Origin of the sequence: Pseudobdellovibrio exovorus JSS (assembly GCF_000348725.1) — a bacterium.
GTDB lineage: Bacteria > Bdellovibrionota > Bdellovibrionia > Bdellovibrionales > Bdellovibrionaceae > Pseudobdellovibrio > Pseudobdellovibrio exovorus.
In genome coordinates this window covers 25975-42745 of record NC_020813.1, presented here as the reverse complement: position 1 = coordinate 42745, position 16771 = coordinate 25975, and the positions used below count along the sequence as shown (strand labels likewise).

General features: G+C 42.7%; 17 protein-coding genes. 4 read left to right on the top strand and 13 right to left on the bottom strand.

Annotated features, from left to right (window positions below; genetic code table 11):
• The first annotated feature begins 24 nt into the window (after window positions 1–24).
• Window positions 25–1806 carry a thrombospondin type-1 domain-containing protein gene (locus A11Q_RS00210; RefSeq protein ID WP_015468752.1) on the top strand — a complete coding sequence of 594 codons (1782 nt, stop codon included), beginning with the start codon at window positions 25–27 and terminating at the stop codon, window positions 1804–1806.
• A 26-nt stretch (window positions 1807–1832) separates the two neighbouring features.
• On the opposite strand, the gene A11Q_RS00205 is transcribed toward A11Q_RS00210, so the two are convergent.
• Window positions 1833–2582, bottom strand: a complete 750-nt coding sequence (locus A11Q_RS00205; protein WP_015468751.1) for an XRE family transcriptional regulator — start codon at window positions 2580–2582, stop codon at window positions 1833–1835.
• Window positions 2583–2956: 374 nt separating this feature from the next.
• Here A11Q_RS00205 and A11Q_RS00200 point away from each other — a divergent pair, with 374 nt between their 5' ends.
• Window positions 2957–3148: a hypothetical protein gene (locus tag A11Q_RS00200; protein WP_015468750.1), complete on the top strand. Its 192-nt coding sequence runs from the start codon at window positions 2957–2959 to the stop codon at window positions 3146–3148.
• A 16-nt stretch (window positions 3149–3164) separates the two neighbouring features.
• Here the strand turns inward: A11Q_RS00200 and A11Q_RS00195 are convergent, their stop codons facing one another.
• The 10 genes from A11Q_RS00195 to rpsF all read right to left on the bottom strand — a co-directional run bounded on the left by A11Q_RS00195 (window position 3165) and on the right by rpsF (window position 12271).
• Window positions 3165–4361 carry an adenine nucleotide alpha hydrolase family protein gene (locus A11Q_RS00195; protein ID WP_041574989.1) on the bottom strand — a complete coding sequence of 399 codons (1197 nt, stop codon included), beginning with the start codon at window positions 4359–4361 and terminating at the stop codon, window positions 3165–3167.
• Window positions 4362–4480: 119 nt separating this feature from the next.
• On the bottom strand, window positions 4481–5614 hold the full coding sequence (locus A11Q_RS00190; protein ID WP_015468748.1) for an adenine nucleotide alpha hydrolase family protein: 1134 nt from the start codon (window positions 5612–5614) through the stop codon (window positions 4481–4483).
• An 84-nt stretch (window positions 5615–5698) separates the two neighbouring features.
• Window positions 5699–6406 (bottom strand): hypothetical protein, encoded by a 708-nt coding sequence (locus A11Q_RS00185; protein ID WP_015468747.1) that lies wholly within the window; start codon window positions 6404–6406, stop codon window positions 5699–5701.
• 15 nt (window positions 6407–6421) lie between these two features.
• Window positions 6422–6874 (bottom strand): DUF2059 domain-containing protein, encoded by a 453-nt coding sequence (locus tag A11Q_RS00180; RefSeq protein WP_015468746.1) that lies wholly within the window; start codon window positions 6872–6874, stop codon window positions 6422–6424.
• Between the two features lie 122 nt (window positions 6875–6996).
• Window positions 6997–7707, bottom strand: coding sequence for a hypothetical protein (locus A11Q_RS00175; RefSeq protein ID WP_148284905.1), 711 nt, complete (start codon window positions 7705–7707; stop codon window positions 6997–6999).
• Between the two features lie 24 nt (window positions 7708–7731).
• Window positions 7732–8532 (bottom strand): TIGR02147 family protein, encoded by an 801-nt coding sequence (locus A11Q_RS00170; RefSeq protein ID WP_015468744.1) that lies wholly within the window; start codon window positions 8530–8532, stop codon window positions 7732–7734.
• A gap of 154 nt (window positions 8533–8686) precedes the next feature.
• A complete protein-coding gene (locus A11Q_RS13205) occupies window positions 8687–10327 on the bottom strand; it encodes a thioredoxin family protein (protein ID WP_015468743.1) in 1641 nt (546 codons plus the stop codon).
• Between the two features lie 103 nt (window positions 10328–10430).
• Window positions 10431–10874, bottom strand: coding sequence for a 50S ribosomal protein L9 (gene rplI, locus A11Q_RS00160; protein ID WP_015468742.1), 444 nt, complete (start codon window positions 10872–10874; stop codon window positions 10431–10433).
• 17 nt (window positions 10875–10891) lie between these two features.
• Window positions 10892–11788, bottom strand: coding sequence for a DUF2232 domain-containing protein (locus A11Q_RS00155; protein ID WP_015468741.1), 897 nt, complete (start codon window positions 11786–11788; stop codon window positions 10892–10894).
• Between the two features lie 18 nt (window positions 11789–11806).
• A complete protein-coding gene (gene rpsF, locus A11Q_RS00150) occupies window positions 11807–12271 on the bottom strand; it encodes a 30S ribosomal protein S6 (protein ID WP_015468740.1) in 465 nt (154 codons plus the stop codon).
• Window positions 12272–12407: 136 nt separating this feature from the next.
• On the opposite strand from rpsF, the gene A11Q_RS00145 reads away from it, so the two are divergent.
• Together A11Q_RS00145 and A11Q_RS00140 are read left to right on the top strand one after the other, a co-directional pair.
• The gene (locus A11Q_RS00145; protein WP_015468739.1) at window positions 12408–13088 is read left to right on the top strand and encodes a hypothetical protein; all 681 of its coding nucleotides are present in this window, start codon (window positions 12408–12410) and stop codon (window positions 13086–13088) included.
• Complete coding sequence (locus A11Q_RS00140; protein ID WP_015468738.1) at window positions 13085–14047, top strand: alpha/beta fold hydrolase; 963 nt, start codon at window positions 13085–13087, stop codon at window positions 14045–14047. The genes A11Q_RS00145 and A11Q_RS00140 overlap by 4 nt, the downstream gene beginning before the upstream one ends.
• 32 nt (window positions 14048–14079) lie before the next feature.
• On the opposite strand, the gene A11Q_RS00135 is transcribed toward A11Q_RS00140, so the two are convergent.
• Both A11Q_RS00135 and A11Q_RS13200 read right to left on the bottom strand, forming a co-directional pair.
• Complete coding sequence (locus tag A11Q_RS00135; protein ID WP_041574986.1) at window positions 14080–14712, bottom strand: hypothetical protein; 633 nt, start codon at window positions 14710–14712, stop codon at window positions 14080–14082.
• Between the two features lie 217 nt (window positions 14713–14929).
• On the bottom strand, window positions 14930–16570 hold the full coding sequence (locus A11Q_RS13200) for a S8 family serine peptidase (protein WP_015468736.1): 1641 nt from the start codon (window positions 16568–16570) through the stop codon (window positions 14930–14932).
• Window positions 16571–16771: the final 201 nt, after the last annotated feature.

The following is a 16771-nucleotide window of genomic DNA, read 5'->3' as shown; positions in this document are numbered from 1 at the left end:
CTTTTGGGATATTAGACTTCACACATGCGGAACGTACAGAGGTGGTGGAATATAAAGAAGCTATTCTTTATTAATAATCGTGGTGTCAGCTTGATTCAACTTATGGTCGCCGTGGCTCTTGGTGCCGTTGTCAGCTTGGCTGTTATCAATATGATGAGCTTTTCAACTCAAGAACAAAAAAAGGTTCAGCTACGTGATGAGCTCTTAAAGCTTAAAAATAGCTTTTCTGAAATTCTGCAACAGAATCAAGCCATTCAAAATACCATCAACGCCTCCGTTAATGCCAATATGGCCTGCCTGCGAAATCGCACGACATGTGCAACATCGCTCGTCGCCTCAGCTTATTCTCCGTCACTTGATCGTATTGTACTTTACAATTCAGGAACAGGCGGTGGTCAGGTTTTTTACGATGGCCGCACAACAAGTAGTGCTGGTTTCACGGAAAAGGGAACAAAGTGTTCTGGTTTTTCACCAACCGGAGCTGGAAACGACAACTGTCCTATTGGTTACATCATAAATTGGTATGTGAATGAGGCCGCCTCAACAAGTGGTCTTACACTAACGATCAATGCTAAAATGGTTTTCAATCCCTCTGACAATCATCTGATGAAAAACTTTATTAATGCGAGAGCTGGTGACACAAAAGTTGGCTCTTATGATGTCACCATCAGTCGACGCGTACTTTCTTTAACAGACCTCAATGTGGTGACATGTGATCAAAATGGAATCAACTTAAGCCACTCGGCTGCTTACACTTTTTATGCGACACCTTCTGTGCCAACCGGAAGTCGGTGCCAACAAGAAACAAGAGTTTGCAGTGTCGTTAACAACACGGCTTCGCTGAGTGGAAGCTACACCAATCCGACTTGTACTCAAAATTGCTCTGGAAACTGGGGTGCCTGCTCTGTGATGTGCGGTGGAGGAACTCAAACTTACACTGTTGATGTTCCTGCAAATCAGTGGGGAGCCGCATGCCCTCACGTTGATGGTGAAACTCGCACGTGTAACACAGCGGCCTGTGCTCCACCATCAACTCCGGTCAACTGTGCCGGAGATTGGAGTGCATGGAGTTCTTGTTCTGCCAGTTGTGGTGGCGGAACTCAGACTCGTACTTACACTGTTACGACTCCGGCCGCCAATGGTGGAACAGCCTGTCCGGCGACAAATGGACAGACTCAATCACAAAGCTGTAATCCTCAGTCTTGTGGCGCTCCTGTGGATTGTGTCGGCGCGTGGACGCCATGTCTAACAAGTTCTGGAAACTCAACATATGTTGTAACAACGCCAGCTGCGAATGGCGGAGCTGCCTGCTCTGTCCCTGAGGGAACGACCATGCCTTGCAATTGCGCGTGTTACTGTGGCTCTTGGTCTTGCAGTTATCCTTACAGCGGAAGTGGACAGCATGGCGCAGGCTCAGCTTCTTATGCCGCATGTATGTCGGCATCGGGAGTTCCTTATGGTGGTTGTACTCCGAATGGCTGTGTTTGGGTTGGTGGACCGGGCTGTGTCGCCGCAACTGGCGGTGGTGGTGGACCATCAACCCCAGCGCCAGTGAATTGTGTTGGCTCGTGGAGTGGTTGTGATGCCTCTGGTTTAAAAACATTTACTGTGACGACTCCGGCAGCTAATGGCGGTACCGCGTGTGCGGCTGCTCACGGAGCGACAAGTTGCAGTGGTTGCACGAGTGGCACTCGTCGTTGCTGTGGGAATACATGGTCAAGTCCAGCACCCACAACGCCAAGTATTTTCTGTGGTTGTGGCAATAGCCCAGAATGGTGGCCAGCACACTTGCCAAGTGGTTGTTAGTGCCCGTTTGCAGTTGTTCTAAGGACTTACTCGAGAACTTCGATAAACTCAGCCATCACTTCAATTTGAGTTTCATCTGAAGCCATCAACACGATCGGAGGGTAGGTCGTATTTTCTGATAGAAGATGTACGACCACTTTAGATCTGTTTTCATCATCTTCAACTGTGCTCAGGCGTTTGTATTTTTTAACAACGAAAGATTCATTTGTTTCTGGATCTAAAACACCGCGGGATTTCACTAAGAAGATTTTATTCTGACGAGTTCCACCTTGATAAAAGCGAAAAAGACATAAAGAACCTGACGGAATCGCTGGCTCCATCGAGCGGCCTTTGACATGAGTTGCAAAATATTCTGTTTGATTGCGCAGGTTTTCAATTTTAACCCAACCACTTGGATCTTGCTGGTTTAGCTTTTGCTGATCGAACGCTCCAGCAGCCACATGAATGTCATAGTAGGGAACACAAGATTTCGGTCTTTCTGGATTGTCCTCATCAAATGGTAAAATCTTTTTTGATTTTTCTGTAGGAACTTCAAACTTGAATAAATCCTGTAACTCTAAACCCAGAACTTGAGCGTAACGATAAAAGACGCTGATCTGAGTATCTGCGGCACCATTTTCTAAACGATGAATCGCTGAGGTACTCAACTGATCGCCTTCACGATACAGACGATCTATCGTGTAGCCTTTTTTGATTCTGAGTTGCTGACAGTGACGCCCCAAAGCTTTCAGAAACTTTTCGTTTTTGTACCGCGCGGGCTTTTCTTTTTTGCTCACTCAGCAAGAATACTCATGATCCACCTTCGATCTTTCCTAATAAGGAAATTAATCCTTATTTAGATTTGGATCGCTCCATCTTCACGAACCTCTATCGTCAGCGATGGGCGCGGGATTTAGGAGAAAAGACGCTCAATTTCGATTTAGTAACCCTTTATTTTGGGCCTCAGATCTGTTTACTGGACATTACGCCTAATTTAAAACTGGGGGCTGTTTCCGGTTGTCTGTTATTTAACCTTTTGCTTTGATGAAGCTGTCTGTATGAAACCAACTAAGATGTCCATGATGGACCCTTAGCGGGCACTACAAACATCGACTCAACGAAGTTTTGAAGAGGTTTTGAATTCAGTCAGATTTGCAAGCAGGAGGCGAGCATGGGACGAGTTTTAGAACAATTTGCTAAGCGAACTCAAATTGATGCTGATACCATCGAAACAGAGCTTTTCGCCGCCATCCGCGCACTAGAAGTCGATCCAAAAGAGATGACTGTCGAAGATCTAAGACAATGCTTACTGATCTACCTTGACGAAGTTTTCTACGGCGTCAGCCCAGAAAAAGGCCAATAATTTTTATTCTTTTTTCTTAAAGGCACATTTGTTTGCACATTTTCGGCGTTGTTGAAAAACAGTTCCCATCCGAACAGCAACACCACATCAATGCATTTGCCGGAAGCGGGATTAATAATCCAAAAGCAGCGGCGGCCACTCCAGCCAAGATTCCTCGACGGCTCATGTTCGCATCCGATTTAAATAAAGATGAAAGTTTTCTAAAAAGTTTTTCTGTCACCTGAGCAGGTAAAGGTAGATATATCTTTTCAGCCAGAAGTGGATTTAACATTTCTAATGGCTGACGAAATTTTTGATCAAATCCTTTTCCATACTGTGTGTTTAATCTTTTATCGTACTCTTCACGATACTTTTCAAAGCCTGTGTATTTGTCTGCTCGTGGCTCTACATCAAAACCACCATCACGATAAGCGCGACACTTCATTTCATAGCTATAATTCTTTCGACCACTAGTCATAGCTTCGATTGTACTTTCTAAATTTAAAAACGACATCATCAACTCAGCACAGGATTGAAAGAAAAAAGGAACACCTAGACGTTGACGTTTTTCAAAATAACGAAAAAGCACAGCCTGTGTCTGATCTGAAAGGCCCACAACACGCTCCATTTCAAAGCTTCCAGTAGAGAGTTCTTTTCTAAGCTCACTTCCCGAATTTTTCAAAATAGGAAATATAGGATTGCCCGCTAAGACCGGAAAACCTTCGATTTGATCTAACATATACATGTACACAGCAAGCTGGGGTGAACGACATCCTAGTTCGTGTCCATAGGCCAAATGACCCTCATCTTCTAGAAACTGATACACATCCACATCTAGAAACTGCATAGGAATATGGAATTGATCGCAGAACGATATCGCCGTGACGTAGTCATGTTCATTCATATTCTGGTTGTAGCGACCAATCACCGCGACAAAAGGAATACCTGCTGCTAAAAAAGCTCGCGCCATCGCCTCGGAATCAATACCACCACTGAGGAATAGTTTAATTTCTAAATTATTAGCCCATGCTGTTCGAGCAATTTCTTTCGCCTTGGTCATCGCGTGCTCTATGGGTGAGCTTAGATCTGCAAAAACTTTTGCAACTTCAATCGAATGAATTTTTTCTCCGTTTAATATCCGGCTTTCAGATAATAAAGATTCTTTCGCAGTTTTTGCTTGAAAGGAAACCATAGGGAACTCCAATGCTAAATGTTCGTAAAGCAGTTCCCACATTATCTCTGTTTTTATTTTCTTTTAAACCAAGGCCACCGCTAAAGCGTTCGGTCGCGTTCGGGTTTTTGATTAAAATTCAGCTATCTTTATGTTTTCCTTTCGCGTTTAATTTTGAGCCGTTAATAACATGTAGCTAAATGGGCTTTACAGCCAGCCGGACTCGTGATGATACAGCCGAGGTTATTCGCATAATCACAACAACACGACAGAGCCCACGCGGGAAGTGGCGACAGTACACCGACAGAAATCATCATCATCTGTAACAAGGCCCTTCGTCTGTTGAGTTCATTTGGTCTTGTCATACGGATGGTTTCCGCAAAAATAAGTTCTATGACTTCGCTGGGAACTGGGAGCTGTGTTTTTTCAGTCAGAAGTGGGTTCATCTTTTCGAGCGGTTCACGGAACTTTCTATCAAATCCTTTTCCATACTGTGTATTTAATCTTTTGTCGTACTCTTCACGATACTTTTCAAAACCTGTGTATTTGTCTGCTCGTGGCTCTACATCAAAACCACCATCACGATAAGCGCGGCACTTCATTTGATAGGTGTATGTTTTTTCTTCGCGCACAATCTCTTGAATGGTGCTCTGTAGTTTTAGGAATGACATTATCAGCGCAGAAGACGATTGAAAAAAGAACGGCTCACCTCGGCGTTGACGTTTTTCAAAATAGCGCAGCAGAGAGGCTTGCGTTTGATCTGAAAGACCCATCACACGCTCAAGTAGCAATCGGCCCGTTTGTATTCCCTGTTTGATCTGTTCTGCTCCGCCATTAAGAATCGGAAAAATCGGATTCCCCGCCAAAACAGGAAACCCGTCCACCTGATCTAATATATGCATATACACAGCAAGCTGCGGTGAACGGCACCCCAGCTCATGTCCATAGGCCAGATGCTCTTCTTTTTCTAAAAACTGATACACATCAATGTCGATAAACTCGATCTTAATGCCGAATTGCTCGCAGAAGGGAATTGCCGTTTCGTAATCATGGAAATTCATATCTTGATTGTAACGAGCGATCACCGCAGTAAAGGGAACACGGGCAGCTAAGAAAGCGCGGGCCATGGCTTCTGAATCAATTCCGCCGCTCAGAAAAAGCTTTATCGGCAATCGGGCTATTTCGGCTTGCTGTTGAATTTTCAATGCGGCCTCAACGGCATGCTGTAACGGCGTGCTTAAACGCCCTCTTGCCTCTGCCACCTCAATATAATGTATACGTTCGCCATTCAGCGTACGTTCTTCAGATACAAACACAGACAACCCCCTGATGCAAAAATGCTATCATGGGGTCCTCTGTTCTGTTTTAAATCGAGTCCTTTATCCGTTCGGAATGTTCGATCAAATCTGACCTGTACAAATTTGATACGTCATGCGACGTAAATCTGAATCTTTTTTAAAGCTCTTTGACTGAGGTAAAAACCGCAAAGTTTCATGTATCACTAAACAGGCTTTTTCATCTGAGCTCATTGTTCTTAAATGTCGTGTGTTTGTTAAAAAACATTGGCGAAGACCAATTACATTTGCCAGGCAGATATTCTCGTAAGTTTTAGTTTGTTGCGATCTTCTATCGCTGAAGTCTGGATGAATCACAACTGTATCAACGTAACAGTTGCGGCGCTCTAGCTCGTAATAGACTTGTCGACTGACTAACGGATCTTTTGCTTTAATGGCATAAACGGCGCCGCCATTTTCCGTTTTAGCTCTTTTCCACGGATCATAGGGAAACTTTAAAAATCTTTCAGCTACGGACAGCATTGAGTTTATTTCGCCGCTTTTCAAGTTAAGGGTTTCTTGCGCCCGTGACAGTCCTAAGCTCACTTTGTCTATTATGCTCAGCTCTTCACTTCCTAAATCAAAAATCACAGATTTCCCCAAGACCTCTGCTTCAAATAAATCTAATAATCGCCCAGCAGACCATCCCTCTGGGGTTTTACAAATCACAACATGTCCGCCATCACCTACGGTGGTGGCTCCTTCTTCGGCCCAAGCCGAAAAAGAAAAGGCCATGCCCAACATCAAGGCCAACATCAAATTTATACTTTTCATTTTAATCCCTTAAAACTATTCGTGATTACCAGCCAAACCTTTTTTATAAATTTCGCCCATAACGACATTCACATTTTCAATGTATTTCTTCATGAATTTACGATGACCTTCTGCAAATGTTTTTCCATAAGAGGTTTTTAAAAGGGCCACTGTTTTCCTTAACTCGTCTTCAGAAAAGACATCTGTAACTGTTTTTACCAAAGCTTGATCTAGTTGTTGAATGTATCGGGCCGTCAACTCGGGTGCCTTCATTTTTTCACCTGACGCCGGATTGCTTTTCGTTATGCGCATCTGTAGCGACTCATAAGATTCTCGCGATTCGTTTTCAAATCCCATGATATTCAGATATTCCTTCGCTAATTTTTCTTTTTCACTAGCGACCCTAGTTTCAATTGCGAAGCTATTCGTGCTAATAAATAGCATAAAAATAATTGCCGAGATGAAAAATGGACTTCGTCTGTTTATCATGTAGGACCTCTTTTTCTTTTACGCGCAGCTTTTCACATGCCTTTAAGAAAAATATCCTACCATGTTGATTGTCAGTTCAAAGAATGTGTCTGTAGAAAGTGTTCGGAGGTGTTCCGCTTAAATTATACAGCCAATTGGCCCGTGCAGGCGTAATACGTGTGGCGTCGTAAAGCTCGCTCACTCTGAATCTTTTTTTCCTTAGGTAAGAATCTTAGGACTTCATGGATGATCAAACAGGCTTTTTGGTCCTTATCCATCTTTCGGATAAGATCTGTATTCATTAAAAAACAATAGTGAAAGCCTGCGAAGCTACGACTACATATAGATTTATAGTTCTCGGTACTAGCACGCTCGGCATCTAAGTCAGGACGGATCACGGCCACTTCAAGCCGGCAACCTCGACGCTCCATTTCGTCAAAGACGCTTCTTCTAACTTCAACTGGCTTTGCCTGTAGAAAATAACCGAAAAAAGATCTCATCCCTGTTTCCCATGGATCGTAAGGAAACCGCATAAACCGATCGGCCGCGTAGACCATTTCGTCTACCTCGGCATTGCTTAAGCCCAAGTGACTTTGAAGACGAGTCATTCCCATCCACACCTTATTCGCCAGTGGAACCTGTGCGTTCCCCAATGCAAATGTTGTCGGGTAGCCCAAAGCTTCCATTTCAAAAAGATCTAATAATTGAACTTCTTTTTTAGATTGGCTGTTGTCATAACAAACAACGACATGTCCGCCGTCACCGACAGTGGTCGCTCCGCTGCCGCCACTGTTTCCACGAGCAGCAACTGACATACTAAATACAGATAAAAGGCTCAAAATTAAAATCTTCACTCTGACCCCAGACATACCACAAAATTACTCTAAGCCAAACAGTTGTATAGCAAAAACATAGACTGAGTCTGCATTTTTTTCAGTGACATATTTCTTCAAAAACCACTGATTAAAACGCTCTATATCCTGCCTTGCTTCCGCGATGTTTTCTTTTCTGATCGTAAAGTAGCTGGATAAATACTTCCTCTTTTCAATAGGTTGCGCCTCTATGGCGGCTGCGGCCCTTTTTAGAACGTCACGATGAAACTGACGAATCGCTGTGGCAGGGGTAGAGCTTTCAATTTTTTGAAAGATATTCGCCTTACGCCAAACTCCATTTTCATTACGTACGATCTGGCCTTTTTCAGCCAAGAACAGCGACGCCGCGACAACCTCTTCTTGGGAAATATCCAGAATTTTAGATATCTCAGCTGAGCTGAGTTCGCACCGCATTCCCAATAACTCAATCAGCGGCAAATAATACCACTTCGAAAGTAATTCCTTATGGTTTTCGCGTAGTTGAATAAAAATACGTCGGGCTTTGTATTGCTTTATACGGCGCTGAGCTTTCTTGCGGACCTCTGGCGTGCGCCCGTGCTTAGCCATAATCAAATTTAAGAAGTATTCTTTTTCCACATCTGACATCTTCAGACGTTGGGCAATAAGCTGCCCCGTAGACATCGAAATCCCCGCCGTGGACGAAAGTGTTTCAGATAGGCGGGAAATACTCATTCCAATATCACGAGCAAAGGCACGTAAAGAGTACTTTGAGTTACGCAAAGAACGTCTTTGCAGCTCGTCCCTTAAAAACTCGCGAAAATCTACGTATAAGAATACATTTGTCATAATAGTCTGCCCTGATTTCTGTCTGACACGGACGAACCCGTCACCAAAAATATCACCCACGTTCGAGCCAATCTATAATTTGTGTTCGGCTTCGTTCGAGTTGGTGCCAGGCCGTGTTTACGGACGCAGCGTGTCCGTAAACACGGCCTGGCACCTAGTTTTTAAGCTCTTGTTTTAGATCATTCAGCCGTTTTACCGTCACGGCGTACTTCTTATGCTGGACATAGTCACTTTTCAGAATTTGGTCGATTAGGCTTAATGCTTCGTCTTTTTTGTTCAGCTCTTTTAAGACATTGGCCTTTAGCAGACTGAGCTGCGGTAAGTTTCCTTCTGGATACTTCAAGGCTTCATTCGTCTGCGCCAATGCTTTTTCCGTGTTCTTATTTCTTAAAAGAAACCGCGCGTACTTTTCATAATAGACGTAACTGTGTGGGTATTCCTTGATAAGGCTTTCATACATGGCTTCTGCTTTTGCATTATCTTCTGCCATGCGCGTGTACACAATTCCCATTAACATCTCGCCTGGGCGCTTTACGCTTAGTTTTTTCGCGGCGATTGATTTTGATAGCGCTTGGCGATTTTTATCTTTTTCTTCTTTTAGCTCGAGCACATTGTAAATACGATCTTTCATATACAGCAGCTCTTCTTTTTCAAAGCCATCATAATTTCCATAGGTGGCATTCTTAAATGCTTTTTGCGCCGCCTGTGGCTTAGCAATCAACTGATCTATTTGTTGAAGAACTTCCTGTGCTTTTGTTTTTGATTCGTCGTTGATGAGCTTTAATTCTTTTTTCGCTTCCAAGTAGCTAATAGACCAATCTATCTTGTCTAATTCCGCTGTGGTCAACACGATTGATTTTTCTAGTGTTTGCAGATAATTGTTTTTTTCTTTTTCAATATCTTTTGAGTATTTCTCTTGTGCGACTTTAACTTCCGAGGCCAATTTGTATTTCAAGTCCTCTGCACTTTTTGTAAATGAAAACCACTTAAGCGCCTCTTCAAACTCAAAGGCGTTAAAAGCACGAAGCCCTAAAACTCTAGCGGCTTTTGCGTCAGCCATTTCTGCTTTTTTCTTAGTTTCCAAAAATAGATGGGCTTGGGCGGCCTCGCGCTTCAGTTCGGCAGCAAAGCTTTTGGGAGCCTGAAAATCCAACCAACGATAGGTTTCATTTCCATCTTTATCTAATAAAACCATTGTGGGAATAGCGCGAACACCAAACTTTTCTGATAACTCGGCATTGTCGGTGATATCCACATTCAATTTGGCAAAGTTCACTTTTTTCAGCTCGTTTTTTACAGCTAACTGATTGAAGTTTTCTGTCTGCATACGCAAACAGGCTGGACACCATGGAGCCGAAAATACCAATAGCGTAGGTTTACCATTTTTACTGGTCAATTGAACATCTTGGGCACGATTGTAAATCGCTTTATTTTCTTCTTTGGCTTTTGCTTCTACTTTTACAGAGCCCGTTTTTAAATTCACACTGTGCTGGTGGCGCTCGCAAACAGTTTTCTTATCGTCACAGACGTAGTAACTCAAATTTGCCGTGGCGGCTTTATTAGGAATGGCAAAGGTAAATAGCTGTTCCGTTTTTGATTCCGGTTTTGACGATGACTTACTTTGATCAAAGGTGGCCGAAGCGGGTGCTTCTGCATTCAAATGGAATCCCTTTTTCGGAATCAGTTGAAGCTGCTTTTGAGTTGGAGTTGGCTCTACTTTAATTTCAACTTGGTTATCGGTTAGGCGCGCAAACGCCGAAAGGCAGAAAAGGGTGGTTAGAAAAAATAATCTCATAATGAACCTTATCGGCTGTTTGGTTCATGCTCTTAAAATAAAAAAGGACCCCTTTCAGGGTCCTTTTCCGTTTATTTGCTCATTAAAAGCTTAGCCGTAAAAATTACGCGCGCTCAACAGCAACTTGAATAGAAGTCTCTAGGCCTTCACCCAATTTGATTGTCGCTTTATGAGTTCCTAAAACTTTGATTTGCTCTTCTAAGTGAATGTCTTTTTTATCCACAGAGAAACCTTGAGCGTCTAAAGCTTTAGAGATATCCAAAGTCGTCACTGTACCGAATAACTTGTCGTTATCACCAGCATTCAATTTGAAACCAACAGTAGTTCCTTTGATTTTGTTCAAAAGTTCTTGGCGTTCAGCAACTGCTTTTTTCTTTTTAGATTCAGCAACACGTTTCAAGTGATTGTATTCGTTCACTCTTTTTTCAGTAGCTTCTAAAGCCAATTTTCTTGGGAACAACAAGTTTCTTGCGAAACCTTCAGAAACACTTACTAGGTCTCCGACTTTTCCTAAGTCTTTAACATCTTTTTGTAAAATAACTTTCATATTATCCTCACTTTAAATTATGTCGTTTTTAATTTTTTTCTTACGAGCTTTCTGAAGTCAGCCCAGTAATCTACAAGCCCCACTAAAACGACAAAGGGAGCCAACTGAAGAACGATCAACAAATAGATAGCGGTTCTAGTAAACAATCCTAGACGATAAAAACGAATCATAAATTCAATTACTGTTAATCCTTGAAAGAAAAGACCAACAGAGGCCACCACTAACCAGTTGATTCCAACTGTTTGCAGAGGTTTGAATCCGAAGTTTTCAACCGTAAACAGGATTGCAAAAAGCGTTAACCAAACTGCGAAATCTGGAAGTCTGAATTCCAACCAACGCAAGCTTGAAGCGATACGCTCTCTCTTTAAACGAAACATTCTGAAGACATTGGCTTCAAAAACAAAGCCCAAACCCAACGATCCTGCCAAGCTGGCTAAGAATATGCCGGGAAGGTAACTGATCAAATCGCTTTGTTCCAAAGAAATACTCGGGAAAGCCTTGGTCAGAGCTTCGTGTAAAGGGGCTACCAGCTCAATCAAACTGTGATCTGCGCTCAGGTTTTTCAACACTAAAAAGTATCCAGCTAAAGCGAATAAGAGTCCCAGAACCAAAGAAGTCGGCATTGCAAACTTCCATTTAATTCCGCGCTTTTCAAGTTCACTGTAAGAGCCCAAAGTCATCCAAATCGCTCCGACATAAACCGCTGTTTCTGACACCTTGTAATTTTGAGAGCCTGTGGCAAACATCAATCCGATTAAAACTAAACCCGTCAACCAGAACACATACGACTTAGCCGACGCCGCAAAGGCACGCAAAAATGGCGAGCCCATAAAAGAAAAAAGAACAGAAGCCGTGGCGCTGATCAGCGCCAAGACGATAAGTTTTTTATTCTTCGGATTAGTCGGCAAGCTCATATCGTATTAGACTGTTGATTAAGCTTCTTCTTTATCGTACTTCTCGAACTTTTCAGAGCGAGCTTGTTGAGCCGCTTGACGACGCAACTGAGCTTTTGCTTCACGCTCTTTTTCGCGTTGAGCTGATTCAGCTAAACCTTTTTTGAAAGATTCAGCGTGCTTAGCAAGCGGAGTTCTTTCGTCAAGTTTAGTGTGCATAAAGCGCAATACTTTATCGTTGATGCGCATAGTACGCTCAAGTTCGATAATCGCTTGCGGATCAGCTTCAAAGAAAGCGTGAAAGTACACAGCTTTTCTTAATTTGCCGATCGGAGTCGCCAAAGTTCTTTTACCCCAAGTTTCCAAAGAGTGGATAGAGCCTTTGTAGTTCTCGATTGTTGCTTTGTTTTTTGTGAAAAGAGCTTTTTGCTCTTCAACTGTTGCGTCTGGGTGTACAAGGATAACAACCTCGTACGGACGCTTAAGTTCTGCCTTAAGATCCATGATATTCCTTTCGGTTAAAGCCCCCTCCACAATGGGGGAGCAAGGATGACTTTTGTGTTCTACTGGTCTAACACCTAAGCGTCCAGTGGACAAGCCCTGATTCGAAGACGTAATATGTTTTTTAGGAAGCAAATACATGAGATTAGAGCTCGAAGTCCTCGACGGAGACCACAAAGGAAAGCGCATTTCACTGAAGAACGGCCTACAATTAGGCCGCCAGCAGGGCTATGGGCAAGAGGCCTTTGCCTTTACGGACAGCGAAATGGCCGAGCTTCACGCAGTTATCGCTTTAGATTCAAAAAAACAGTGGAATATCGAATGTTTAGCTCCAAGTCGCATGCGTCTTGGTTTTGAAGAGGTCGATCGCGCCACCTTGATTCAAGGCCTTGTTTTTCACCTCGGGCAGACCGGATTCAAAGTGGTCGAACACGTCCGCTCCCTGAAGGGCACAAATTGGGTGGAGGACTTCAAAGACTGGCTTGAAAATAATCCCGCTCGCCAGACCTCAACCGAGATTTTCTTCTTTTTACATCCTGTTCGTTTGAGCTTTACTCAGGGACCTCAATACGAGGACGTTTACACCCTCAGCTACGGCCCGCGCGAGCTCGGCTACAACAGTTTAGACCTCAATTTAAAAGATCCGGCATCCCCTCCGCGAGTGGCGCGCTTCTTTCAAATCGGGGACAAAGCTTACATTGAAAATCTTTGCGGCGATAAAGCGACCATTAACGGGCAACCTTTTGATCAACACGTTATTAACAACGGAGACTTTTTACGCGTCTCTTCCAGCACCATCGAATTGAGTATTTTAATATGAGCCAGAAAAAAAACACCTCGTCTTCATCAGTGTCTTCTTCCAGCAAAAAATCTGAATCCGAAGCCTCTGCATCTGGATCTCCACAATTTATTGAAAAGCAAACTGGCTATTTTAATGCGATTGACGGAACACCGATTTATTATGAAGTGCGTGGAAAAGGTGAACCTCTTGTTTTCATTTACGGCATCGCCTGTCTGATGAATCACTGGCACAATCAGGTCGAATACTTTTCAAAAACTCATCAGGTGATTTTATTTGATATTCGTGGTCACCACAAAAGTACTCCAGTGAATAACCTCAACAACTTAACTTACGAACACTTAGCTTTTGATATCAAAGGACTTTTAAAACATTTGAATCTAAAGCAGGCTCATTTTGTAGGCCACAGCTTCGGCGTTCCCTATTTGATTAAAACTTACGAGCAGTTTCCTGAGCTGTTTTCCTCTATGACCTTTATTAATGGTTTTGCCCGTAATCCCTTGAAAAAGCTTTTTGGACTTGAATTTGTCGAACCTCTTTTCCATTTTATCCGCGAGCAACATCGCAAGTACCCTGATCTGTGGAATAATCTGTGGAAAGGGTTGATAGACAATCCCGTGGCCTTTCAAATTGCCGCATTATCCGGTGGTTTCAACATCAAGCTAACTCAATTTAAAGACATCGAAATGTATGGACGGGGAGTTTCTCGTCTTGAATTACCTTATTTCTTTGAACTCTTTGAACAGCTTTTAAAGTTCGACGCAACTGATGTTCTGCCTCGTGTGGCTTGCCCTACATTCGTTATTGCTGGCGACCGCGACATGATCACACCAACATCTTTTCAGCGCGAGATGCATGATCTTGTTAAACATTCTGAATTTTTATTGATTCCCTATGGGTCCCACTGCAGTCAGCTGGATTTCCCAGATTATGTGAACTTGAAGCTGGCAGATTTTTTGGCTCGTCATAAGACGACTTAAACGACTACTTACAAACTCGCTTTTTTAAAAATCTAAAATGGTAGCTCGCGAAGTTCTTTCCACAGAGCCTCGCGTTTCTGCATATTCTCGGCTTTAAATTCTTCGAAAGAAATTGTTTGATTCGCCAATTCTGCACGATGGGCATACTCTGACATGCTTATCTTGCCATCCTCTTCAGGGCTAACTTTCACTAATACATATTGCCAATGTGTTCCTCGTTCATAGACGAACTCAATACACTTCGTGACTTTATCCGCAGCGGTGTAAACGCGAAACTCTGCCGTCGGACTGTCTTTTTTTAAATCTGTAAAAAAGGATTTTGTTTCTTGAACGACCCCGAGCACGCCATTTTCTTGTTTAAACTTATGATAAACCAAGCGCTTAGAAAAGTTTCCCGCACCCTCCATGTGTAAATACAGGGTCTTCAAATCTTCATTGGCATCTTTTTTATCAACATTTATAAAAAACGTCTCATTATGAAATGAAATCGTTTTGATTGAATCGGTGCTGACTACATCTAAGTCTAGAACATCTAAATCGAACTCTTCCGCTTTGGCCACCAAACAAAGGCCAAAAGCTAGAATGAAAATAGCAAAGATATGCAAATTTCCCTTAGGGAAAGCTAGAAAATTTCTTTTAAAAAAGTTCTTCTTTAGCGTTTTCATACTCATCACGTTCTGTATTTCTAAGTGTAACATGATAGTACTAGTCGAGCATTAAACAGGTTCTGCTAGGGGGGACCTTTAGACTTGAAGTTAGAGTTTCTACTCTTGCTGGCGACTTGATTTTTTGCTTTTAAAAACAAAAAGAGGAGCTGGCTTGCTCCTCTTTTGTAGTACTTTTAATACTTTTTGTAATCGAAATTTCGTCTAAATATCTTAATTAGCGAATTGCGATTTTAGTGATTTTCCAACCAGTTTTTTCAACTGAAGCATCAGATTTGAAAACTAGTTTTACATAGTTTCCAGTCACCGGAGCAGAGAACACGTCATCATTGTTTCCGCTCAGGGTCTGGATGATAGTTCCGTCAGCAGCAACCAACTGTAAAGTATCATAGTTGGCTTCTGTGTCGAACTTTTCAAAGTACAATGCGAATTCGTTAGCACCTTCAACATGAACTTCGTAAGTCTCGTTCGTGTTTTTAGCGTATGGGCTAGAAGATGCGTATTCAGCAGGAACAGAGTTCCAGTTAGCTGGATCGTTTACATCTGGTGGTGGAACTGTGTTAGTCAAAGCCGCGTAAGCGTTAACCATACCATTAGTTCTTACTCTGTTTTTCAAACCAGCGATTGGAGTCGCTGTAGCTAAAAGACGTTGTTTTAATTCCAACGCTGTTAAGCTTGGCTCATATCCCCAAACCAATGCTGCAACACCTGATACGTGTGGAGTCGCCATTGAAGTTCCAGAGAAAGAAGCGTAGCTACCGCCAGTAGAAGACCAAACGTTAACACCAGGTGCACCGATGTGAACTGTACGTTTACCATAGCTAGAGAAACTTGCTTTCGCACCTTTGTTGTCGATAGCCGCTACAGAAATGATATTTGGAACATCATAAGTAGCAGGGTATGCAGGGCGAGCATCGTTATCTTGGTTTGAGTTACCAGCAGCTGCGATGAAGATCGCGCCAGCTTCATTTGATCTTTTGATAGCATCTAATAGAGTTTGCGAGAATCCGCCGCCACCCCAAGAGTTACTCATCACTTTCGCACCCATTTTAGTTGCGTAGTCGATAGATTTAAGAGCGTTTTCTAAAGTTCCTGAACCATTTCTGTCCAAGAATTTAACTGCCATGATTTTCGCATCCCAAACAACACCTACGATACCGATACCATTATCACCTTTAGCAGCGATAGTACCAGCACAGTGAGAACCGTGACCTTGGTCATCCGTTGCATTACCAGTGTTTGTGATTGAGTTGTAACCATGGATATCGTCGATAACACCATTGTTGTCGTCATCGATACCAGCTTGGCCGTTAGCCTCAGCTTCATTTACCCAAAGGTTTGGTTTCAAATCAGGGTGATTGAAATCAACACCTGTATCGATAACCGCGATCACCATATTAGGATCACCAGTTGTGATGTCCCATGCTTGTTCAATGTTACCTACGTCAATACCAGCAACACCAACTTGGCCTTTAGGATCTTTTTGACCGAAGTTTTTTAAACCCCAAAGTTGCTCCATCATTGGATCGTTTGAAGTTTTGTTGATTCTATAAATGTAGTTTGGTTCCACAACATCAACTAGTGAACTTTGAGCCATTGTTTTAATAGCTGAGTCCGCTGTTTCGAAAGTAGCTCTTTTAACTACTACGATGTTCTGTGAAGGAATTGTCGATTTAACATAAGCACCTAAAGAACGAGCAACTTGAGTTGCGCTCATCTCTTTAATAGATGGCTTAAGGCGTACGATATATTCGCCTGGTACAGCTTCAACCTGTTCTAAGTTAGCATGAGCTGTTGCCGTTACTGACAAAGCTAAAGACGCAGTCGCGAAAAATTTAATGGCTCTTCCATTGAGCATGTTTGTTCTCCTTCCCTGAGACAGAACTGTGTTTGTTGGTTCCAAAATAGTACCATCGTAGAGTCGAGTGACTATCTCTTTTTTAATCTGGACCATGAATCTGGACTAAAAGCGGTTGACATTTTATCTTGCAACGCGTCTTTCTTTAGTGTTTTCCTACACTTAACGCGACCGCACATAACAAGTCGTTATAGCTCGAAC